Raw genomic sequence first — 21,022 nt, forward strand, 5'->3', positions numbered from 1 at the left:
CGCCATGTCGTCAAAAGATACGAAAGACACCAAGCAAGGCGGCCTGAAATTTTTCGGAAGCCGTCGCGATAAAAACGCTCCAGCCCTGGAGGACGCCGCACAGCTGCAGGCCCGGCTGGTCGCTGCTATCCGCAAGAATCCTCGGTTGCGTCAGCGTGAAGAGCTTCCGCCCCATCGTTCCACAATAAGTCAGGTGCATGGGGTGACAGGTAATGACCTTTCTCTGGTGGCCGTGCTCGATCTGGGTAACCGTGAAGCGCTATTGCTGGTGTCGGAACAAGCCCTGGGCCAGCGTCTGCATCTGGATCTGCGCAGCCGGCTAATCACGGCCGGTTATGCCCTGGCTCAAGAGCGCCTGGCCGATGTCTCATTAATTGCTGCGGTGAACCATGCCATCAACGGCGCCCTGGCTGACAACAAGGCCAGCGATGCCCACTCGATTGTGGAAGAGCTGATTCACGCGTCGATTGAGGACCAGGCCACGGATATTCACCTGTGCTGCCGGGACAAAACAGGCAAGGCGCTGTTTCGCGTGCACAGCCGTCTGTTTCCCTACCAGCAGTACAGCGCGGAAACCTGCAGCCAGATGGCCGGCTACCTGTACACCGAGCTGTCCGACCCCAAAACGCTAAGCCATAACACCTTTTCGATGGAGAAGAAATCGCTGAGCTGCATGGTGACGACAAGGGTCAACGGCACGCTGTACAAGCTGCGCTACAAGTACATCCGGATGGTGGATGGTTGGGACGTGATCATGCGCGTTCTGCCCGTCGAAACGCATAACCAGGTCAGCAAGACTTTTGCCGACTTGGGGTATGAACTGTCCCAGATCAAGCTGCTGACAAAGTGTGTGTCGCGCACCATCGGGTTGATCGGTTTTCTCGGTCCTACCGGGTCCGGTAAATCCACAGCGCTGAAAGTCTGTATGGAAGCCGATCCCAACCGCATGGAACGCAAGCGCTACTCCGTCGAGGATCCGGTGGAGTACAAGATCTTTGGGGTGTCGCAGATTTCCGTGCAACGCGATGATCACGAGGAAGCGGTCGATAGCATCCAGGCGCTCAATGGCACTTTGCGCGACATCCTTCGCGGTGACCCCGACGAAGTCATGGTCGGTGAGACTCGTGATGCGTCCACGGCGTCGATCGTGGCGGACTTCGTGATGACCGGCCACAAGCTCTACACCACGTTGCACACATCATCAGGTTTCGGTGCGATCTTGCGTCTGCACCGGTTGGGTCTGGACCGGCACGTGCTGGCTGACCGGCAGTTCCTGTCAGCCCTGGCCTTTCAGCGGCTGCTTCCGGTGTTGTGTGAACACTGCAAGGTGCCTGCTGCAGGCGTGTTGCCCGAAGCCAAGCTGCAGCTGCTGCAGGAGAAGTTCGGCCTGAACCCCGCAACCGCACGCTGTTCGGTTCAAGGCGACTGCGCGCACTGCAAAGGACGTGGCATTGCAGGTTCCACCGTTGTCGCTGAAATCATCGCGCCCGATAAGGTCATCCGGCAGATGATCGCCGATGGTAAGGATGATCAGGCCGAAACCTACTGGCGGCAGAGTCGCGGCGACACCCGCTTTGATGACCCGGACATGACCGGCAAGACGGCCTATGAGCACGCGCTCTACAAGGTCTCGCAGGGCTGGATTGATGTTCGAGATCTGGAGCGAGAATTCGAATCGCTGGAAAGCTACGAGCTGGCCGAGGTGTCAGTATGAACCTGGCGTTCAAGTGGTCGCGCTGGCTGTTCAACTTCTCGGGCGATTCGCGGCGAGAGTTCTACGAGGACTTTGCCTCGGCCTTGCGCGATGACATGGGCGGCCCAGAGCGGTTGAAAAAGATGGCTGCACGGGCGCGCAAACGGCATACCGGCTGGGCTCCTTTGTATGAGCACTGGTTGCGAAAGATGAAACGTCAGTCGTTTGCGAACGCGCTGCAGCATACGGTGCCGGATTATGAGGTGATGGTGCTGGTCGCTGCAGAGGAAGACGGGCGACTGGAGGACGCCATGGACTACCTGGCGAAATCCCTGCGCCTGTCGGCCAAAATCTCCAGTGCCTTTTTCACCTCTCTGGTGTCGCCCATTGCAGCGGTGGTCACGCTGCTGGGCTTCTTCCTGGCGTATGCGCTGGTCATTGCACCGCAGAACCTGGAGATATTGCCGCTGGATAAATGGCCGGCGTTGAGCCAGCTGCTCTACACCCTCTCTCAGGGGTTGGTGGATGGAGGCATTCTTCTGGGCGTTGCGGTGATTGCGTTGGGCTGGTTGATTGCCTGGAGTCGCAGCCACTGGCGCGGCAGAGTGCGCCGGGTCATCGATCGGGTGCCTTTGCTGCCCTGGCGCGGCTACCGCGAACGCCAGGCTAACAACTTGCTAGTGTCGTTGGCCATCCTGCTGCAATCGAACAACCACGGTCCCAAGGAAGCCCTGGAGCGCATGCGCTACTTCTCCGGGGCATGGATGAACGAGCATCTGCGAGACATGCTGGCCCGCCTGAAAAGAGCCCCGGACGAGCCGGCGCGGGCACTGACCAGTACCGGTTTGTTTCCCCTGCACATGATGGACCGCATCGAGGACTATGCCGAACGCCGTGACTTCACCAACGCCCTTCTGACTTTGGCCTTTGATCAGGCAGACAAGCAGGTGCAGCGGGCTGAACGTCAGGCGGTGGTCAGCGGCCTTCTGGCCATGCTGTTTGTCGGCGGCGTGATTGGTTTCATCGTGCTGGCCAACTTCGAATTCAACCAGGCCGTGGAAACCTACATTCAGAACGTTCGCTAGATCTGACCCCCTCGAAGCTTCGTTAACCCCCTCGCAACATCACACCGGCCCTGGCCGGCTCTTTGTCGTACCCCAAGGAAACTAAAATGCAAAAGACTCAAGAAAACACTGTGAGCGTCCCAGCCCTGCACGCTCGCCCGGCGGCCCGCAAACTGCCGGGACATAAACAACGCGGTTACACGCTGGTTGAGCTGGGCATCGTGACGCTGATCATCGGTCTGATTGCGACCCTGGCATTGCTGGTCCTGCCCAATATTCTTGCAACCGTGCGATCTAACAAGATCATTGATGCATTCAATAGCGCCATTCCCGCCATCCAGACGGCCTACCAGAACCGCACGTCCTACACCGGCCTTACCACGGCCCAGGTCGCCCAAAATCGCTGGATGGGCAGTGGCCTGACCGAGGTCACCGCCGGTGTGCCGACCGGCAATCTGCTGACCCAGTGGGGCCAGCTGACCTTTGCGCCGGCTTCCAATGGGACTCAGGCGCAAGGCACGCTGACCGCTATCCCTAGCCGTGAATGCATCAAGATCGCTACCGCGATGACCAGCGACCAGTACCTGACGGTCAGCGTCAATGGCACGGCCGTTAAGACCGGTACCACAGATCTGGACCTGACCGCAGCAGGCACCCAGTGCAACGCCAGTAACGCCAATACCGTCGTCTTCACCTTCGGTCGCGCCTGATGGCTGCTGAAACACCTGCCATGCCGCTGCTCACTGACGTCCACCTGTCCACGGACAAACAAGGCAGTGCAATTATCTTTCCCGGCCAGCAGCAGGCCGGGGCAGAGCATCAGGCCTTGATTGAGCAGCTGATCGCGGGCATCGAGCAGCATCCGGATCGCAAGAAAATCGTGATGCCGGATGACAGCCGCTGGCGGGTTCAACGGATGCGCGCAGGGCGCTATGCGCTGCGCCACTTGCGTGATCTGTGCCCTGATCTGGACTTGCTGGGTTTACCGCAGTGGGTCAAGGCGTTGTTGCTGGGCTCCAGAATGCGCGACACCGGCGGTTTGGTGGTGATCTTTGGACTCACCGGCGCCGGTAAAACCGTTACCTGGGGTGCCACGATCGCTGCACGCTTGCGCTTGCTGGGCGGTTACGCGCTGACGCTGGAGGATCCGCCCGAGGATCCGCTGGAAGGGCCGCACGGTGCCGGCTATTGCGAGCAGATCGACGTCGCCGAACTGGGCGGTTACGACAGCGGTATCCATGCTGCACTGCGCTGCTTTCCGGCCAAGGACGCATCGATGCTGGGCTTTGGCGAAGTGCTGACCGCCCAGATGGCCGCGCAGTTGTTTCGACTGGCCGGCGACGGTCATCTGGTGCTGGCCACCGTGCACGCCAAATCCATTCATGCCGGGCTTGAGCGCCTGGCGGCGATGGCCCGAGCGGCGGGTGAAGCCAATGCCAATGAGTTGCTGGCTTCCAGCCTGCAGCTAGCCATTCACCAGCGTTTCGACGACAGCGGCAAGCTCTGTGTGCAGGCCTTGCCGCGTGAACACAAGATCACTGCACATATCTCCCGAGGCGAATACGCAGCCCTTGGCCCCGAGGTCGAGCGCGTGCGCCTCAAGCACTTACAGGATCAATAACCATGAAGCGATTACCCACGGTGCGCTTGCCACCCAGGCAACGGCAGCGGGGCTTTCTGTTGCCACAACTGGCCCTGGTGGTCGGGGTGCTTGTCCTGATTACCGCCTATGCCGGCGATCGCTATGCCCAGGCAAGCATGGATCAAAAGCGGGACGACAAAGCCAAGCTGATCGGGGAGCGGATGGCCAATGTTAGCGATGCCACCAAAACCTATGCCACCACGTTCTTCACCCAGATCCAGCGCGGGGAAAGCGTCACCCGCAATGGCTACTCGGTAGCGCCACAACGATTGCTGGCTCCGACGCTGACGGATTTGAGCGGTCTCGGCTTTCTGCCGGCCACGGCTATAAACCCGATGGTCTATAACGGCCAGACCATCCAGCTCAACGTCGCCATGCGGATCAACACGCAGAGCGGCTGCACGATTCCAACCTGCAGCCTGCTGTTTCAGGTGACGACCTCGGCGCCGTTACTGATCCCCAACGGCAACGCGGTGGATGTACGCCGGGCCACGATCGCGGCCACGGCGGCGAGCCCTGGCAATGCCGGCGTCTCGATTCCCAGCTCGATGGGCGGTGACCCCAGTGTGTTTGTCGGCAACGGCGGCACGGTAACCGGGACCAACAGTGGCGGCGTGGCAGGTCTGGTGTCGATGAGCAATGGCTACGACAGTCAGGGGTTTTTCGAGTTTTTGCGTCGCGACGGCAGCCTGCCCATGACCGGCACACTGAATATGCAAGACGCGTCCGGTACCAAGCACGACATCATCAATGCCAATGACATCGATGCGGTAGACATGACAGCGTCCGGGGCCATCACGGGCAAAACAGTGTCATCTACGGGCCGGTTGAAGACTGGCGAGTACCTGCAAATTAGCGGCCGCGCGGTGGAAGGTCAGCGGTGTGAGGCAAATACCGTGGGCCTTACAACCACCGGTGTGATGCTGACTTGCCAGCCCGGCGCCGGGAATCTACTCACCTGGGGACAGCTCAGGACTTACAACTTCGTTGAAACCACGGTCGCCGCCGTGAACCGGGCTTGTACGACTGGCGGTGATCCCAATCCACCGAACTACGACACGCTTGCCTACCAGATGACTTGCGGCAAGCGGTATTGCGACATCACCTATGGCTATCGATTCGGAATCCTGAACGAGTATGGCTCTGGCTACAACATATCGCGTCCCTACAATTCCGATCCCAACACAATCGTTAATGTTGCCTGCTCACGCTAAAGCCCTCCGCTTCACCATTCCATCGTCGAGGTTTTCCCATGCACAGCGAGATTTTATCGACGCTGCCTTCAGCGATCCTGTTTGTCAGTGCCGATCAAGACCGCATCAGTTATGCCAACAGAGCGGCAACACAGCTGTTCTCCACTTTTGACCTGGACCAGACAGACTTTGCACGGCTGCTGATCGACGAGCCACAACGCAAGGCTTTTGCAGCCTTCATGCAGAGTGACGACGAGACCGGTGAGTTTGTCTTCGATGCCACGCAAGTAGCTTCGGCGCTGGAGCCGGTCCGGGCACGGGTTAAGCGCTCCACCGTACGTGCGGGCACGACCTTTGAGATTCAGCCTGTCGAGGACCATTTGCCCGGAGTGGTTAATACTTTGGCCTTGTTTGACCCTCTGACGAAATTGCCGAACCGCCAGTTGCTGCGCGACAGGATGGAACAAGCTATCCACCTGTCATCACGCATGCAGCACAGCTACCTGGGCGTGCTGTTCGTGGACCTGGACCGGTTCAAGAATATCAACGACACATACGGTCATGCCGCAGGGGATACGGTGCTGGTTGAAGTAGCGCGGCGCTTGAGCACCAGCGTGCGCGACAGCGACACGGTGGCACGCTTGGGCGGCGACGAGTTCGTCATGCTGCTGTGCAACCTGCCCACTCCTGACGACATCACCGTGGTGGCCGAGCGGATCCTTGTCGCCTGTTCACTGCCAATCAAAGTGGGTACCGGTTTCTACCAGGTAAGCGTCAGCATTGGCATCGCTGCCTGGCCAGGAGATGGGGCCACCGTTGATGCCCTGCTGCACAACGCAGATCTGGCGATGTACAGCAGCAAGGGTGAGGGCCGCAACACGCTGCGCTTTTACAACGAGCAAATGAACGAGCGCGCCCAGACGCGGGCCCGCGTGGAATCGGATCTGAAAGTCGCGCTGCGTGACGGGCATTTCGTCTTGCACTATCAGCCGCAGTTTTGCTCGCGCACCAATCGTATCGTTGGGGCCGAGGCGTTGATTCGCTGGTATCACCCGACGCTTGGCTTGATACCACCGTCTCAGTTCATCCAGGTTGCAGAAGAAACCAATCTAATCACGCCGATCGGCGATTGGGTGCTGCGTGAAGCAGTCGAGCAGGGCCAGCGATGGAAAGCCATGGGCCTCAACCTGCGGGTGGCGGTCAACTTATCCGGCCGGCAGTTCGTGGAAACATTGCCTGAGCGTGTCAGCCAGGTGCTGGCTCATTCTGGCTTTCCAGCCGAGTTGCTGGAGCTTGAGCTGACCGAAAGTTTCCTGGTGTCGGACACCGACAAGGCAGCGCGGATCTTGCACTCGTTACGTGCGCTGGGCGTGCGTGTCGCGCTGGATGACTTCGGTACCGGCTGGTCTTCACTGACCTACCTGAAAAGCTTCCCGGTGGACACGCTGAAGATCGATCGCTCGTTCATCGGCTCCGCTACCAGCGGCGTGGACGAACGCATTGTGCGGACCATCATGAGCATCGCCCGTGAGTTCAACCTGACCACCCTGGCCGAAGGTGTGGAGACGGACGAGCAGCTGGCCAGCTTGCACAGACTGGGCTGCGACTCCTGGCAGGGCTTTCTGCTGTCGCAGGCCGTGAGTGCCGATGATTTCGCAGACTTCTGCCGCAACCAGGATCCGTCGCAGGGCCGTTTCGCTCTGGCTCAAGGATCGCAGTGATGGACCTGCTCACGCTGGTTCTGATGTGCGCACCCTTTGTTTCGAGCAACACCATGATGGCGATCATGACGCAGGAGTCCGCAGGCAACCCCTGGGCACTGGGCGTAAACGGCAACCATCGCTTCAAGAAGCCTGACAGCTACCAGGCAGCGGTCACCGAGGCGCGGCGCTTGCTCGCGGCCGGGGCCAACATCGACATGGGCCTGATGCAGATCAACAGCCGAACCATGGTGAACCTGGGCCTGACGGTTGAGCAGGTCTTTGATCCTTGCTCGAACGTCTATGCCGGCGGCGTTGTGCTGACGCGCAACTACGTCAAGGCGTCTGAGCAGTTCGTCGATCCGCAGAGCGCTCTGCAGGCTGCGATATCGGCCTATAACACCGGCAACTTTCACTCAGGTTTCAAGAATGGGTATGTGCGACTGGTACTGAACCAGGCGCAGCGCCCAACTGACCGATAGCCTTTTGAACCTGGCCGTCAACAAGATCCCCATGAATCAATAACAAGGAGTTTTCCAACATGCTCACCACCAGCGCCTTCTTGGCCCTGGCCCTGCAATGCGCTCCCTCGATAGACCCCGCCACGCTGTCCCCGATCGTCAAAACCGAATCTTCCTTCAATCCCTATGCCATTGCAGTGGTCGGCAAGCTGTTGCCGCGTCAACCGCAAAGTCTGGATGAAGCCGTGACGATCGTTAAAGCGCTGGTGAAAGAGGGGGCCAACTTCAGCATCGGCCTGGGCCAGATCAACCGGCAGCATTTTGATGTCGGCAAGTCGGAACAAGTGTTCGACCCCTGCACCAACCTGCGCATGACGGCCGCAGTGCTCCAGGACTGTTATTCAACAGCCCTGAAGACAGATCCGGATCAGCAGTCTGCGTTGCGCAAAGCAATCTCCTGTTACTACTCCGGCAATCAAAAGCGCGGCTTCGTGCCCGAGCCCCAGTTCGGCAATACCAGCCACGTGCAGCGGGTGCTGGCCAATGCCGACACCACCTCCGCTCAGGTACCCGCCCTGGTGAAAGGCGGTGAGACGGACCCCGGCAAACCGACATCGCCGCCGCCGGCAGCGGTTCCACCGATCTACGAAACCTGGGATGTGCTGCGCCAGTACCCGCGTCCAGCCCCCCCTGTTCAACCCGCTGCACCTGCAGCGCCCAAACCTCATGTCAAACCCGCTGTAGAGGAAAAACTCGATGACCAATAAACAACTGCAGTTTCAACGCATGCAGATTCAACGCATCGCCTTGACGGTGTTGTGCTGCATGCCCGCCCTTGCCATGGCTGACTGGCTATCAACACTGCAAAGCTGGGGCACCAACATCCGTCTTGGGCTCTATGCCCTGGGCGGCACACTGGGGCTAGCCTGCCTGATGTGGTCAGGCATTCAGTGGATGATCGCGCGAAGCACGGGCGATCGGTCCCACACCTTCATGGATTACCTGCAGCAGGTCGGTGTGCTGGTTGTGGTCGGGGGCACGATGGTCCTCGGCGCCGCTGCCTGGCAACTCTTCGGCACTGGTACCCCTGCCTGACCCTTCAATTTCCCTGGAGGCGTGATGGCCGCTAACGATGCACTCAAGCAACTGATCTTTCCCAGCTACAGCGGCATGAGCCGCCCGGCGATGTACTGGAGCATTCCGATCATGCCGCTGGTGGGGCTGTTGATGGGGGCCTTGATCTTCGGCATTGCGGCCACAGCGCTGCTGTCGTGGGTTTGGGGGCTCGCGATCGCGGGCCTGTTCCTCTCGGCGCTGGTCGCGCTGCGCTTCCTCTGTCTGATCGATGCCCAGTACCTGCGGCGTGTTCGCTTCGTCCTGCGGCGGCTCAAGCTGAACTTCACCTACGGCAAGCCGCTGTTGCTGACCTCCTTTAACCCTCGTTGGAGCCAATTCTATGGCGAGCGCTTTTCACAAACATGTATTGCCGCCCGAAGTGAAGGTGCCGGTGATGAAGTACCCCGTGCACGAGCACATGGTGACGCTGCCCGGTAACCGTCTGGTCAGCCTGATCCGACTCAAAGGGATTTCCCACGAAACCCGCGACGATGACGAACTGATCAAGCTCTTCCATCAGCTCAACCGCTACTTCGTAGCGCTGGGCAAGAAGGAGGGCAAGAACCTGATGGTGCAGACTTTCGTCACCAAGACTCGCATCGAGCTCAACACCCGGTACGACTTGCCGCTGCCGGTGCTGCAGGAATTCGTCGATGCCTACACGGCGCCGTTTCGTGATGGCACTTATCTTGAAGTCGGCTACAGCATTGCCTTGATCCTCAAGTACCGCGACCTGGATGAAGGTATCCGGCGCATGGGCGAGCTGCTGACCATTTCGCAGACAATGCTGGAAAAATATGACCCGGCCTTCATGGGCCTGGAAGAAAACGAGCACGGCGCGCTGTACTCCCAGACCGGCCGCTATTTCGGCTTGCTGCTCAATGGCCACGCCAAGGATGTACTGGTCAGTGACACGCGTCTGGGCGACGCCATGGTCGACAGCGTGACCAGCTTCAATCAGTACGACTTCATCGAAAATCGGCCCAATGTAGGGGGGCAGCGCTTCGCGACCACCTACGATCTACGCGACTACCCAGGCGGCGGATCTTACCCAGGCATGTGGGATGAGGCGATTGAGCAGCAGTTCGCCTTTACCCTGGTGCAGACGTTCATGTTTGAGGACCGCAACAAAGCTAAAGGTGATTTCCAGAAGCACATTGCCGACCTGGGCGCTGTCGAGGATGACTCGCCCCAGACCAAGGAGCTGCAGAAAGCGATCCAGGACATCACCATGGGTGAAAAAGCCTTTGGGCGATATCACGCCTCGCTGATCGTCTACGGTGAAACCCCGGATGCAGCAATCGAGAACGGCGCCAAGATGGAATCGGTGTTCTCGGTTCATGACGCCACGTTTGTGCGTTCGACCATGAGCAACATCGACACCTGGTGCACGCAGTACCCCGGTGTGACCGAAGCCATGTACCCGATGATTAAGTCAACGGAGAACCTGGCCTGCAGCTTTTCGCTGCATGCGACCCCGACCGGCAAGGCGCAAGGCAATCCTGTCGGGGATGGCAGCGGCTTGGTGCCAATGCTCACGCCCAACAAGGCGTTGTACGTGCTCAACCCGCATGACAGTCCACCGGGCCAGAACAACCTCGGGGAGATGTTGCCCGGTCATATGTCTTTAACTGGGCAGTCCGGTGCAGGCAAGACCACCGTCGCGGCCACGCTCCTGACGTTTTTCAGCCGGTTCGACCCGATGGTGTTTTCGATCGATTACAACGAATCGCTCAAACACATCCTGATGGCACTCGGTACTCAGTACTTCACCATGCAGCCTGGTCGTTTCACGGGCATGAACCCCTTCCAGCTACCGGACAGTCCGGAACTGCGCCAAGTGCTGTTTGACCTGGTGCGATGCTGTGCGGGTCGGGGCACTAGCAACCAGGATCGCGACGAGGAAGAGGATAAGGGCATTCAGGATTCGATAGATGCGGTGATGCGCCATACCAACGTGCGTAATCGTGGCATGTCGCTGCTCGTGCAGAACCTGACTGACAAAGGGGCTAACAGCCTGCGCAGCCGCCTGACCAAATGGTGCCGCTCGGTGGATGGCCGGGAAGGGCAGTACGCCTGGGTGCTGGATTCACCTGTTCACCAGTTCGACCCTGCGGCCTACCGCCGCCTGGCGTTTGATTGCACGCAGATCATCAAGAAGGAGTACTCCAACCGTCATCCAGAGGTGGTCGAGGCACTGTTGACCATCCTGTTCTACCTCAAGCGCAGCATGCACCAGGAGCGACCTGGCAGCCTGCTGTTGAACTTCATCGCCGAGTACTGGGCACCGCTGTCTTTCGAACGAACCGCCGATGCGATCCATGAAATTCTCAAAAGCGGCCGGATGCGCGGCGAGATCATGATCATGGACACGCAGTCGCCGGAGGACGCCCTGGACACCAAATACGCGCCTGCCGTCATCCAGCAGATGATCACGGCCATCTGGTTGCCCAACGACAAGGCCAGTCGCGAGAACTACGGCAAGTTTGGAGTGCACGGCAAGGTGTTCGAGGCCATCGCTGACATGGGCAAGCTCAGTCGCGAGATGGTGGTGGTGCAAGGCCACCAGGCGGTCAAGCTCAAATATGAACTGACCGATCAGCTCAAATACTGGCTACCGCTGCTGTCGGCCACGAACAAGAACCTGCCCGTCGCCGAGCGTGTACGCCAGGAACTGGGTACGACTGACCCGGCGATCTGGGTCGATGAGTTCCTGGTCGCTGAAGCGGTACGCCTGCGGCTGAACACCGAAGACCCCGATGTGTGGCTGCCTGCCTATCACGAAGCCAGACGCATTCGTGCAGATCTGCAGACGCGCGATGCCCAGGTCTGGATGCCGGCGTTTGAAAAGGCCCACAAGCTCGATCGCTGACAGCCTGACGATAAACAACCAGATGCCTGAAACGGTTCGGGTATCGACGCGGATCCGGAGATCAAGTGATGAAAAAGAAACTGATAGCGATTGCTCTTAGTGCAATCATTGTTGGGGCTACCTGCCCGGCGTACGCCGGCGGTGTCCCAACAGCGGATATCCTCACCCTGACTGAACTCAAGGCGCAGGCCATAGCTCAGGCTCAACAGGCCCTGGATGCGCTGAACACAGCCAAGGACGCCATTTCCAAGGCAGAGGCGCAGTACAACAACTACAAGAGCATCGTCACCGGTAACGACAAGCTGGGCAGCTTCTTAAGCAACCCGGCCATGAACAAGATCCTACCGATGGGCGAATGGTCGCAGGTCTACAGTTCCGTGCAGGACATCGCCGGCCTTCGCAGCCGCTATGGCCTGGTTTCGAGCAATGCCAGCGTGCAGGCGCGTTTCGATCAGATGCTGGCCGCTACGGATGCGCTGGAACGCACGTACAATGCCAGCACGGAGCGAGTTAACAACGCCGAGATGCTACGTGCGAAACTAAACACCGTGGAAACACCGCAGCAAAAGGAGGATTTGCAATTGCGTTACCAGCAGGAGTTGATCGAGCAGAATAATCAGCAAATGCGCCTGGCCAACATGCAAATGCTCCAGCAGCAGCAAGAAAAAATGGAAGATGCTAAGCGCGCGCAAGCGTTTAGCGATTACATGAAAGGGAAAACTAATGTTATTCCGAAATATGACTAGCCCATCCAAAAATCAATCTGGAGTATTCACTGTGATTCGGACCACTAAAGTATGGCTGGCCTTCATTCTTGTAGCATTTTTCGTCTCGGGGTGCAGCGGGGAGAAGGGTGATGGATTTGTCGGGAAATGGGTGGGACAAAACAATGAGAGGATATACAAGCCGTCTTATGTGATGGTGATCACACGGGACGGTGATAATTTTCACGTGGACGTTGCATCAACGCAAGATCTAGGTTTCGGAAAACCTGTTACGACTAATAAGCAATTTGAGGCTCAAGCTGAGTCGGATACGGTTTTAAGTATGCTTGGTGGTATGGCCACCATGCGGCTAGAGAAAGGGATTATCAGTTTCGATGGCACATCATTTACTAAATCAAGTTAGCGGGAGGTGCTATGGACGTAAACAACATCGCCAAGACGCTGTTTAGCTTTGTAGACACCGCATTGGAAAGCACTTTGGTCACAGGCATGGCCAAAGTGATGCTGGGTCTAGGCGCTCTATTTGGCACGATGTGGCTGATCCATTTCACGCTTCGAAGCATTCAATGGCTGTACCGGGGCATGAGTGTCGCATTTGAAGACGCTGTGAAAGAAATTACCAAAATGGCCTGTATTGCAGCGTGTGCGTTCAACGTGACTTGGTATGTACAAACCATCGTTCCCTTCGTGACCGGGCTTCCTAACTGGATGGGTGGGGTTTTGTCCGGTCAGGCAGGGACGCAAACCAACCAGATTGATACCTTGATTGTCACCTATGGTCAAAATTTACAGGCACTCATAGGCGCCATGAAATTCAATGTAATAACTAACAGTCTTGCGGACATTTGGCTTGGTATCCAAGGGGTGGTTTTTTACGTTTTGGGAGGTGTCCCATTCTTGCTGGCTGCAGTAGCTACGCTTTTTATACTCAAAGTTTCCACGACGATTATTATGGCTGTGGGCCCATTGTTTATTGCTTTTATGCTGTTTGATCAAACGAGGCAGTATTTTTATGGCTGGGTTTCAGCGATAGCCGGATTCATGTTGGCTCAAGTACTGATTTCGGTGGTACTGGCCCTTGAAATGGGATTTATCAATACTGTCATGATAAGCGATGGCACCATGAACACGAGCCTGGCAGGCAACCTCACTATCTTGATTGTGTTCTGCACATTTACAGCACTTGTGATCGAACTTCCAAATCAAGCTGCCTCAATCATGGGAGGAGGACCCTCCGGTGGAGGGCTTATCAGCCGCATTTCTGGGTTCGGTGCTGCTAGAAGCATGACTAGTGGTGTGGGTGCTGCAATTTCAAAACTGCGCGGTAGAGGCAGCAACAACATCAAGTAATACCCCCTCAAGGCTCCATTCTTCTGCCGCTTAAGATTCTTCCTCGCTTCAACAGGTAATCCTCAATGACTTTCAGACTTGCATTAAGCGGGCTGCTTTCGGCTGCCTGCCTGGCGGGGTGCAGCTCCCCGCCTCAACCCACCTGTGCAACCGGTGATTGGGAAAACATGGGCGTACACCGCTCTGTCCCCACCGCCGCAGTCCCGGTTGCTTACCCCGGACGGGCAGTGCCCGTCAAAAGGGTCGTACCGCAATCCACCGCTACAGACGAGGCCGCCCAGCCATGACGATTAAGATCCGCCGCTCAAAAAAAGACGTGGTCGAGCGCGAGCGCGAACTGGCCGCCCGTACCAGCATCGACGCCGCAACCCAACAGGAGATCAGCCTTTCCGAGCAAGCCTACCTGCATGCTGCGCGCTGGTTCGAAAACAACGTGGCCACAGATCTGCAGCGCAAAGCACGCAACTCCAGACGCTTGGCGGCGTTCTTTGGTGTGCTGACCTTCATGTCGATTGCCGCTGTCATGGGCTTGACCCCACTCAAGACCGTGGAAACCTACCTGGTACGCGTGGACAACAACTCCGGCTTCACCGATGTGGTCAAGCCCGTCAGCCAGATCAAATCGACCGAGCAGATCGACGATGAGTTCTGGCTGGCCTCATACGTGCGCTTTCGCGAGAGCTACAGCTTTGCCGGCAACAGCGCCCAGTACCACATGGTTGAGTTGATGTCCTACGACGACACCTTCGCTGAATACAAAAATTTCCAGCTTTCATCTAAGGGCTACCTGGCCGTGCTTGGAGATAAGCGTCAGATGGGTGTTGTGGTCAACAACATCAACTTCCTAGAACGCAAGGATGGCCAGGGCACCGCCCAGGTGCGTATCACCAAGACCGTGCTGGACAACCACGGTGTGCCAGACCCTCAGCTCAAGCCGGCGGTCTGGATCGATACGATCACCTACGACTTCAAGAATCCGACCAAGAATGCCGGCGATCAGTGGCTTAACCCTCGAGCGTTCGGAATCAAGTCGTTCACACCGACACAGGAAGTGGGGGTATCTCATGACAAGTAACGCCTTTACCGCCGGTATCGCGCTGCTGCTCGCACTGGGGGGACCCAGTGCCTTTGCCGAAAGCCTGGGGGACGGTTCAACCCTTGATAGGCGTGTTCAAACGGCGACCTATAGCCCCGATCAGGTGTACCGGGTACAGGCTGCGATTGGACGCGGCTCGCTGATCCAGTTTCCCGCTGCCGAAACGGTCAACGAGGATTCGGGCCTCATGGCGATGGGCGATCCCAATGCCTGGTCCATTGGTGCGAACAAGGCCGGTAATCTGGTGACTATCAAGCCGGTCACCGATCAGGAGCCCAACACCAACCTGATCATCAATACAAACAAGCGTACCTACCTGCTGGAGCTCAAGCTGGTTGCTCGCACAGCTGACACCACTTACCTGCTGCGTTGGAACTACCCGGAGCCAGTCAAGAAAGTGGTAGCCGCGGTGCCTCGGGGGGAACTCAACCCCTGCGCAGGTCCCGTACAGAACAAGGTGTACCAGCGCCGAGGGGACAAAAGTATTTCGCCTTCTGAAAGCTGGGACAACGGTCTGCTGACCTGTTTCCGCTTCGCCACAAATGGCCCGCGTCCCGTGCTGTATCAGGTATTGCCCGACGGTACCGAGACGCTGGCCGACGCCCATAACGAGCAGAACATCGTGGTCGTGCACGGGGTCAGTCAGCTGTTCCGCTTTCGCCTGAACAAGCTGGTCCTGGAAGCCCGTCCGGTTAATGCGATCGGCACCGGCTACAACTTCAACGGCACCACCACAGGCGAGATCCGGGAGCTCAAGCATGCAGACCACTGATCAAACGCCTGTTCCCGAGAACAGCGCGCAGGACGCTAATGCGGCCCCTGCTCAATCGAGTCAGGCGCGCGGCCAGTTCGACTTGGGAGGCAAGTTCAAAGGAAGTAATCAGCCCAGATCGAAACTGATCATCGGCATTGCGGCCATTGTGCTGGTGTTCCTAGTGATCGTAATCGGGGCCTGGATTCTGGTCATTGGCCAAATGAAGAGCGGTACGGTTGACGTGGACGAGGCCACCGCCAAGCCTGATGCCACCCTGGTGGCCGACAAAGGCAGTGACGACGGGATGCAGAAAGCTCAGGCCGAACAGCTGCGCAAGATTGCCGAGGCTGACGCCGCCCAAAAAGCGCAGGCCGAACGAGACCGATTAGCCGCCGAAAGGGATAGCAAGCCCCCAGGCGGCAAAGGCACGCCAAGCACTGGTAGCACGGGCGGTGCCGGCAATGGAGCCTCTGCGGGTTCGGATAAGGAAGCAGCCTTCACGCCGGCGATGCGCAAGATGAGTGCGGTTTTGGTCGTGACACCGACCGTGCAGGATGTTTCGCAGTACGGCGCTGCAGGTAGTGCGGGCAAGTCCTCTGGATCAGGTGATTCGCCGCGTAGGCAGTCCGATGGGCAGGGCGGCGGCCTGGAAGACTCCAGCGACGGTTCTTCCAGCAACAAGGGGAGTTTGAGCCATCTGTCAGGCACCAACTTCGCTTCGACGAAGGCCTACCTGGCCCCGTCTGGCAAGTACCTGGTCAACCACGCCACCTACACGCGTTGCGCGCTGTACACCGAAATCGTCACCACCCACCCCGGCCTTGTCGATTGCCGTCTGACCGATCCGCTGTATTCGGCAGACGGCTCCACTGTGATAGCCGAGGCCGGCGACAAATTGACAGGCCAGCAGACGGTCTCGGTCATGGCCGGCGAAACCAGTGTGTTCACGGTGTGGAACATGCTCGAAACGCAGTCCGGTACCCGAGTACGCATTGACAGTCTGGGGGCAGGACCTATGGGTGCCAGTGGTACGGAAGCCTGGATCGATCATCACTGGAAACAGAAATTCCAGGGTGCGGTGATGTTGACGCTCTTCCAGGACGGCATGCAGACACTGGTGAACAGCACGCAAAAATCCAGTGGCTCAGGCTACACCGTGAACAACACCGAGCAGAACGTCGAGAGCATGGCCAGCAAGGTGCTGGACAGCTCCATCAACATTGCCGACACCGGTCATGTCCTGGCGGGCACGGTGATCACCGTAATCATCGCGCGCGATATCGACTTTTCAACCGTTTACGAGAACCGCTAAGGGGGCAGGATGAACAACAGTGCTTCAGTGCAGCGGGACGATGATTTCAATGACGCCACCCTGGCCCAGGACTTTCTGGATCAATCCGGTGTGACCGAGCGTCTGAACCGTCCAGGCACCACAGATGTGGCGATCAACCGCCCGTTCGAGTTTTGGATCGACGGCCCTGATGGCTGGCTACACGAGCCGGCCCCATGGCTGGACTACGGGTTGTGCTGGAGGCTGGCCAACAGCTTGGCGGCGTTGAACTTTCGAGATCTGTCGCCGCAGTCACCCATTCACACGGTTGAGCTTCCGGGCGCTGAACGTGGCCAGATCGTCATGGCCCCGGCCTGCGAGCGCAAAACGCTGTCGATGACCTTTCGCAAACCGTCGCTACAGCGTTTCACACACATGGATTACGTCAACAGCGGCCGCTATGACAAGGCTCAGGCCGTCTCGGCGCCGAGGACCGAACTGACGCAGTGGCAGCGCGACATGCAGACCGCTCACAGGGCGGGCGACTGGGATCGATTTATGCGCATAGGGATTGATAACCGGCAGAACATCATCATTTTCGGCGGACCAGGCTCAGGCAAAACCACCTACGGCAAATCGCTGGTCGATATGTTTCCCGTTACGCGGCGGATGATCACCATTCAGGAGATGCTGGAGGACCAGATGCCTTTCCATCCCAACCACGTGCATTTGCTTTACGGGACCCACGTCACTCCCAAGGCGCTGGTCGCCAGTTCGCTGCGTATGAAGCCGGACCATCTGTTCCTGGCCGAGATCACCGGCGACGAGGTGTGGCATTACATCGAAATGCTCAACACAGGTACCCGAGGCACTGTGTGTACGGCCCATGCAAACGATGCCGAAGCGGGGTTTGCGCGGGTGTGCGGCTTGATCAAGCAGTCACCGATCGGCATCGGTCTGGACTACAGCTATATCGATCGCCTGGTGCGTTCCTCATTTGACGTGGTGGTGTACATGGAAAATACGCACATCTTGGAAGTGCATTACGAACCCGAGCACAAGCTGGCATTACTCAATGCCAAGCACCACTAGGAGGCTGTTATGTGGTGGAAACTGACACTACTTGTCATCACATTGATGTTGGTGTGTTTCGTGGGAGGCGTGTACGCCGGCGGCGCATTGTTCCTGCATCTGACGCAGGGAAGTTTCGCAGGCTTGTCTTGGGAGACGCTGTGGGAAGCCCGGCACATCCCGCTCAATGATCGACGGATTCTGTACCTGCCCTGGTCGTGGTGTTTGACGGCCGCGCTTACCTTCATGCCCGCAGGAATCACGGTGATGGCCATCTTCATACGCCTCAAACCCAAGACCTCGCTGCACGGCGATGCGCGCTTTGCCAATGACAAGGAGCTGCGCCAGTTCGAATACAAAGGCGAGTACTTCAACACCAGCAAGAAATGACCCTTCCCTGTTAACTGATACAACTCGCAGACCCCGATATGAAACTGACAGGCAACCCGGATCCGAAAGGGATCGAGTTACAGCCTGGCGTCGAGCTGTGGGCCACGCAAATGTCAGCGTTGGTCCGCAGCAGGATGTCGGGAAAGATCACTGTGCTGGTTGACGAGTACAAGCACGCATCGCGGATCTATCTCGCGGTGGACATGGCCGGTACAGAGGACGGTGATTTCAGCATCACGTTTCTCACGGGTCAGACGGCTACTGATTACTGCTTTGGCGACCTGGAAACAACCTGCTTTGACGTCGTCGATATGGCGCATGCCAGGCTGATGATTGAGCAGTTGCTCAGCGTACTCGAAGTCAGCCCTGATCATTCGCGCTCGACTTCCGAACAGGCCGACCGCTAACCCCCCACGCATCGCTCGATGCGCACTTCAAACGTTATCTCCAATAGGTCCTGACATGAACATTCGCGCTCTTCTCGTAGCCGCAACGGTCACTGCCTGCCTGACAGGCTGTGTCAGCCCGGCTCAACTCCAGCGGCAAAACGATCAGATGCAGCTGATCAATGCCAACCTCCTGCAGATCCAGGCCAACCAGGCGCAGGCCCTGCAGCAGCAGAAAGCACAGACATCGTTGCTGATGCAGGGCAATGCCTTACAGGCCATGAGCAGCGCCCAGGTTCAGGAAAAGGGACACAGCCATGATTGAGCCCCTGGCACCATTTAATGCAGGCAGGCTGGCCAATCAGGATCTGTCCAGCTCGACATTCGGAACTCTGGTGGATCTGGCTCCGACCTTCGAGGTGCTGGTAGGTAACTTGGGTCATGGCCAATTTACACACGTAGTAACGTCGAACATCCCTTACCTCGGGTTCGAACGTATGAAGGCGTTACTTCGCCAAGATGTGCAGTTACCTCGAAGAGGTGCCAGATGAGCCAGGCCGCGAGAAAATACAGTCCGGACAATCCGCAGAAGCGGATCGAGGAGCACCCGGCGATCCTGATCGGCAAGCATCCGACCAAGGATTCGTTTCTGGCCAGCTATGGCCAGACCTATGTAATGCTCGCTGCACCACCGGGAACAGGCAAGACAGTGGGGGTGGTGATTCCTAACTTGCTCAGTTACCCCGATTCGGTGGTGGTGAACGATCCCAAGTTCGAGAACTGGAACAAAACGTCCGGATTCAGGGCCGCAGCGGGGCAGAAAGTCTTCCGGTTTTCACCTGAGCTGCTGGAAACCCATCGTTGGAATCCGCTGAACCAGCTCGACAGAGACGAGCTGTATCGACTCGGGCAGATCCGCACGTTGGCCAGCGTGCTGTTTGTGTCAGACAACCCCAAGAACCAGGAGTGGTACAACAAAGCAGCCAACGTTTTTTCGGCCATTTTGCTGTATCTGATGGAGACCCCTGAATACCCGTTCACCTTGCCGCAGTCATACGAAATCAGCTCGCTGGGGACCGGCATCGGCGCCTGGGCGCACCAGGTGATCGAGCTCCGTAGCACGGGGCCGCAAGCCCTGTCAGCCGAAACCCGACGCGAGCTCAATGGCGTGCTTGAGGCGTCGAAGAACAAGAGCAGCGGCTGGTCAACCACGGTCGATATCCTCAACCAGGTGTTGTGCGTGTACGCCGAAAAAACGGTGGCCTGGGCCGTATCAGGGGACGCCGATTCCCCTGATAACATCGATTTTTCCAAATTGAGGGAGGAGAAAACCAGCGTCTACTTTTGCGTCTCTGCAAAACAGATCAAGAAGTTCGGTCCCCTGATGAACCTGTTTTTCACCCAGGCCATCCAGGAAAACATAGTGGTCATGCCCGAGGACGGCGGCAACTGCGCGGACGGTACGCTACGGCTGAAGTACCAAGTGCTGTTTGTACTGGACGAGATTGCGGTGATGGGCCGTGTCGAGATTCTGGAAATCGCGCCTGCGTTGACGCGCGGTGCTGGGCTTCGCTACATCATCATTTTCCAGGGCAAGGATCAGCTGCGCAGTGAACGAACCTACGGCAAGGAGGCCGGGAACGGGATCATGCAGGCGTTCCACATCGAGATCGTCTACGGAACGGGCAACGTGGACTTGGCCAAGGAGTACAGCACGCGGCTGGGCAACACCACTGTGCGCGTGCAGAACCAGTCGCTGAACCGACAAAGGCATGAAATCGGTGCACGCGGCCAGACTGATAGTTTCACCGAACAGGCCCGTCCATTGCTGTTCCCACAGGAAATCAGCGAACTTCCGTATGCGGAAGAGCTGATATTTGTGGAGGCTACCAACATGTATCCCGCCTCTAAAATCCGGGCACGCAAGATCGTCTGGTTCGAGGAGGAGGTTTTCAAGGCTCGGGCCAACATGCCGATGCCGCGTTTGCCGATCGGGGACAAGTCGAAGATCGACGCACTGACAATTCCCGTGCGCACTGCTGATAAAAAAGCAGCTGTGGCCTCGCCTCATGCCCAGCAACTTCAACAAGAGCATGAAAAGCGCTGGTCGCCGGGAGCAGCTTCAGGTGTAGCCGAAGATTCCCCAGCAACTCAGCCCAATCCGGTACCCCCGTCCATCGACGAATCATTTGATGGGCTGTAACTCACTCATCCACTAGCGGGCCTCAGCGTCTGCAGG

At 57.9% G+C, this 21,022-nt stretch carries 22 protein-coding genes; all 22 read left to right on the plus strand.

Annotated elements, in window-relative coordinates:
• Window positions 1-4 precede the first annotated feature (4 nt).
• Complete coding sequence (locus M1E04_RS25245) at window positions 5-1,714, plus strand: GspE/PulE family protein (protein ID WP_456293257.1); 1,710 nt, start codon at window positions 5-7, stop codon at window positions 1,712-1,714.
• A complete protein-coding gene (locus M1E04_RS25250) occupies window positions 1,711-2,778 on the plus strand; it encodes a type II secretion system F family protein (RefSeq protein ID WP_456293258.1) in 1,068 nt (355 codons plus the stop codon). Before M1E04_RS25245 ends, M1E04_RS25250 begins: the two co-directional genes overlap by 4 nt.
• An 86-nt stretch (window positions 2,779-2,864) precedes the next feature.
• Window positions 2,865-3,467: a type 4 pilus major pilin gene (locus M1E04_RS25255; RefSeq protein ID WP_456293259.1), complete on the plus strand. Its 603-nt coding sequence runs from the start codon at window positions 2,865-2,867 to the stop codon at window positions 3,465-3,467.
• Window positions 3,467-4,378, plus strand: coding sequence for an ATPase, T2SS/T4P/T4SS family (locus M1E04_RS25260; protein WP_456293260.1), 912 nt, complete (start codon window positions 3,467-3,469; stop codon window positions 4,376-4,378). Before M1E04_RS25255 ends, M1E04_RS25260 begins: the two co-directional genes overlap by 1 nt.
• Before the next feature lie 2 nt (window positions 4,379-4,380).
• Entirely contained in the window at window positions 4,381-5,613 is a 1,233-nt protein-coding gene (locus M1E04_RS25265; RefSeq protein ID WP_456293261.1) for a hypothetical protein, read from the plus strand.
• A gap of 38 nt (window positions 5,614-5,651) precedes the next feature.
• Window positions 5,652-7,313 (plus strand): putative bifunctional diguanylate cyclase/phosphodiesterase, encoded by a 1,662-nt coding sequence (locus M1E04_RS25270; protein ID WP_456293262.1) that lies wholly within the window; start codon window positions 5,652-5,654, stop codon window positions 7,311-7,313.
• Window positions 7,313-7,774, plus strand: a complete 462-nt coding sequence (locus M1E04_RS25275; RefSeq protein WP_456293263.1) for a lytic transglycosylase domain-containing protein — start codon at window positions 7,313-7,315, stop codon at window positions 7,772-7,774. Before M1E04_RS25270 ends, M1E04_RS25275 begins: the two co-directional genes overlap by 1 nt.
• Before the next feature lie 59 nt (window positions 7,775-7,833).
• On the plus strand, window positions 7,834-8,520 hold the full coding sequence (locus M1E04_RS25280; protein WP_456293264.1) for a lytic transglycosylase domain-containing protein: 687 nt from the start codon (window positions 7,834-7,836) through the stop codon (window positions 8,518-8,520).
• Between the two features lie 19 nt (window positions 8,521-8,539).
• The gene (locus M1E04_RS25285) at window positions 8,540-8,848 is read left to right on the plus strand and encodes a conjugal transfer protein (RefSeq protein WP_456293325.1); all 309 of its coding nucleotides are present in this window, start codon (window positions 8,540-8,542) and stop codon (window positions 8,846-8,848) included.
• A 24-nt stretch (window positions 8,849-8,872) separates the two neighbouring features.
• Window positions 8,873-9,307 carry a VirB3 family type IV secretion system protein gene (locus M1E04_RS25290; protein WP_456293265.1) on the plus strand — a complete coding sequence of 145 codons (435 nt, stop codon included), beginning with the start codon at window positions 8,873-8,875 and terminating at the stop codon, window positions 9,305-9,307.
• A complete protein-coding gene (locus M1E04_RS25295; RefSeq protein ID WP_456293266.1) occupies window positions 9,210-11,741 on the plus strand; it encodes a VirB4 family type IV secretion system protein in 2,532 nt (843 codons plus the stop codon). The genes M1E04_RS25290 and M1E04_RS25295 overlap by 98 nt, the downstream gene beginning before the upstream one ends.
• 68 nt (window positions 11,742-11,809) lie before the next feature.
• Window positions 11,810-12,487, plus strand: coding sequence for a P-type DNA transfer protein VirB5 (virB5, locus tag M1E04_RS25300; RefSeq protein WP_456293267.1), 678 nt, complete (start codon window positions 11,810-11,812; stop codon window positions 12,485-12,487).
• A gap of 31 nt (window positions 12,488-12,518) precedes the next feature.
• A complete protein-coding gene (locus M1E04_RS25305; protein ID WP_456293268.1) occupies window positions 12,519-12,869 on the plus strand; it encodes a hypothetical protein in 351 nt (116 codons plus the stop codon).
• 11 nt (window positions 12,870-12,880) lie between these two features.
• Window positions 12,881-13,816, plus strand: coding sequence for a type IV secretion system protein (locus tag M1E04_RS25310; RefSeq protein WP_456293269.1), 936 nt, complete (start codon window positions 12,881-12,883; stop codon window positions 13,814-13,816).
• 283 nt (window positions 13,817-14,099) lie between these two features.
• Window positions 14,100-14,891, plus strand: coding sequence for a virB8 family protein (locus M1E04_RS25315; protein ID WP_456293270.1), 792 nt, complete (start codon window positions 14,100-14,102; stop codon window positions 14,889-14,891).
• Window positions 14,881-15,684, plus strand: a complete 804-nt coding sequence (locus tag M1E04_RS25320) for a TrbG/VirB9 family P-type conjugative transfer protein (RefSeq protein WP_456293271.1) — start codon at window positions 14,881-14,883, stop codon at window positions 15,682-15,684. Before M1E04_RS25315 ends, M1E04_RS25320 begins: the two co-directional genes overlap by 11 nt.
• Window positions 15,671-16,978, plus strand: a complete 1,308-nt coding sequence (locus tag M1E04_RS25325) for a TrbI/VirB10 family protein (RefSeq protein ID WP_456293272.1) — start codon at window positions 15,671-15,673, stop codon at window positions 16,976-16,978. Before M1E04_RS25320 ends, M1E04_RS25325 begins: the two co-directional genes overlap by 14 nt.
• Window positions 16,979-16,987: 9 nt before the next feature.
• Window positions 16,988-18,028, plus strand: coding sequence for a P-type DNA transfer ATPase VirB11 (gene virB11 / locus M1E04_RS25330; RefSeq protein WP_456293273.1), 1,041 nt, complete (start codon window positions 16,988-16,990; stop codon window positions 18,026-18,028).
• Between the two features lie 9 nt (window positions 18,029-18,037).
• A complete protein-coding gene (locus tag M1E04_RS25335; protein WP_456293274.1) occupies window positions 18,038-18,397 on the plus strand; it encodes a hypothetical protein in 360 nt (119 codons plus the stop codon).
• A 38-nt stretch (window positions 18,398-18,435) separates the two neighbouring features.
• Entirely contained in the window at window positions 18,436-18,804 is a 369-nt protein-coding gene (locus tag M1E04_RS25340) for a hypothetical protein (RefSeq protein ID WP_456293275.1), read from the plus strand.
• Window positions 18,805-18,859: 55 nt separating this feature from the next.
• Window positions 18,860-19,108 carry a hypothetical protein gene (locus tag M1E04_RS25345; RefSeq protein WP_456293276.1) on the plus strand — a complete coding sequence of 83 codons (249 nt, stop codon included), beginning with the start codon at window positions 18,860-18,862 and terminating at the stop codon, window positions 19,106-19,108.
• A 222-nt stretch (window positions 19,109-19,330) separates the two neighbouring features.
• Entirely contained in the window at window positions 19,331-20,986 is a 1,656-nt protein-coding gene (locus M1E04_RS25350; protein ID WP_456293277.1) for a type IV secretory system conjugative DNA transfer family protein, read from the plus strand.
• Window positions 20,987-21,022 lie beyond the last annotated feature (36 nt).

It is taken from the genome of Pseudomonas sp. AK106 (assembly GCF_053903055.1).

Excerpts from the sequence above, each read along its gene's own strand:
- M1E04_RS25285 (WP_456293325.1), top strand. The coding sequence starts at position 8,540 with ATGCAGATTCAACGCATCGCCTTGACGGTGTTGTGCTGCATGCCCGCC.
- M1E04_RS25255 (WP_456293259.1), top strand. The coding sequence starts at position 2,865 with ATGCAAAAGACTCAAGAAAACACTGTGAGCGTCCCAGCCCTGCACGCT.
- virB11 (WP_456293273.1), top strand. The coding sequence starts at position 16,988 with ATGAACAACAGTGCTTCAGTGCAGCGGGACGATGATTTCAATGACGCC.
- M1E04_RS25280 (WP_456293264.1), top strand. The coding sequence starts at position 7,834 with ATGCTCACCACCAGCGCCTTCTTGGCCCTGGCCCTGCAATGCGCTCCC.
- M1E04_RS25310 (WP_456293269.1), top strand. The coding sequence starts at position 12,881 with ATGGACGTAAACAACATCGCCAAGACGCTGTTTAGCTTTGTAGACACC.
- M1E04_RS25340 (WP_456293275.1), top strand. The coding sequence starts at position 18,436 with ATGAAACTGACAGGCAACCCGGATCCGAAAGGGATCGAGTTACAGCCT.
- M1E04_RS25260 (WP_456293260.1), top strand. The coding sequence starts at position 3,467 with ATGGCTGCTGAAACACCTGCCATGCCGCTGCTCACTGACGTCCACCTG.
- M1E04_RS25315 (WP_456293270.1), top strand. The coding sequence starts at position 14,100 with ATGACGATTAAGATCCGCCGCTCAAAAAAAGACGTGGTCGAGCGCGAG.
- M1E04_RS25290 (WP_456293265.1), top strand. The coding sequence starts at position 8,873 with ATGGCCGCTAACGATGCACTCAAGCAACTGATCTTTCCCAGCTACAGC.
- M1E04_RS25275 (WP_456293263.1), top strand. The coding sequence starts at position 7,313 with ATGGACCTGCTCACGCTGGTTCTGATGTGCGCACCCTTTGTTTCGAGC.
- M1E04_RS25295 (WP_456293266.1), top strand. The coding sequence starts at position 9,210 with ATGGCGAGCGCTTTTCACAAACATGTATTGCCGCCCGAAGTGAAGGTG.
- M1E04_RS25350 (WP_456293277.1), top strand. The coding sequence starts at position 19,331 with ATGAGCCAGGCCGCGAGAAAATACAGTCCGGACAATCCGCAGAAGCGG.
- M1E04_RS25265 (WP_456293261.1), top strand. The coding sequence starts at position 4,381 with ATGAAGCGATTACCCACGGTGCGCTTGCCACCCAGGCAACGGCAGCGG.
- M1E04_RS25325 (WP_456293272.1), top strand. The coding sequence starts at position 15,671 with ATGCAGACCACTGATCAAACGCCTGTTCCCGAGAACAGCGCGCAGGAC.
- M1E04_RS25270 (WP_456293262.1), top strand. The coding sequence starts at position 5,652 with ATGCACAGCGAGATTTTATCGACGCTGCCTTCAGCGATCCTGTTTGTC.
- M1E04_RS25245 (WP_456293257.1), top strand. The coding sequence starts at position 5 with ATGTCGTCAAAAGATACGAAAGACACCAAGCAAGGCGGCCTGAAATTT.
- virB5 (WP_456293267.1), top strand. The coding sequence starts at position 11,810 with ATGAAAAAGAAACTGATAGCGATTGCTCTTAGTGCAATCATTGTTGGG.
- M1E04_RS25345 (WP_456293276.1), top strand. The coding sequence starts at position 18,860 with ATGAACATTCGCGCTCTTCTCGTAGCCGCAACGGTCACTGCCTGCCTG.
- M1E04_RS25250 (WP_456293258.1), top strand. The coding sequence starts at position 1,711 with ATGAACCTGGCGTTCAAGTGGTCGCGCTGGCTGTTCAACTTCTCGGGC.
- M1E04_RS25335 (WP_456293274.1), top strand. The coding sequence starts at position 18,038 with ATGTGGTGGAAACTGACACTACTTGTCATCACATTGATGTTGGTGTGT.
- M1E04_RS25320 (WP_456293271.1), top strand. The coding sequence starts at position 14,881 with ATGACAAGTAACGCCTTTACCGCCGGTATCGCGCTGCTGCTCGCACTG.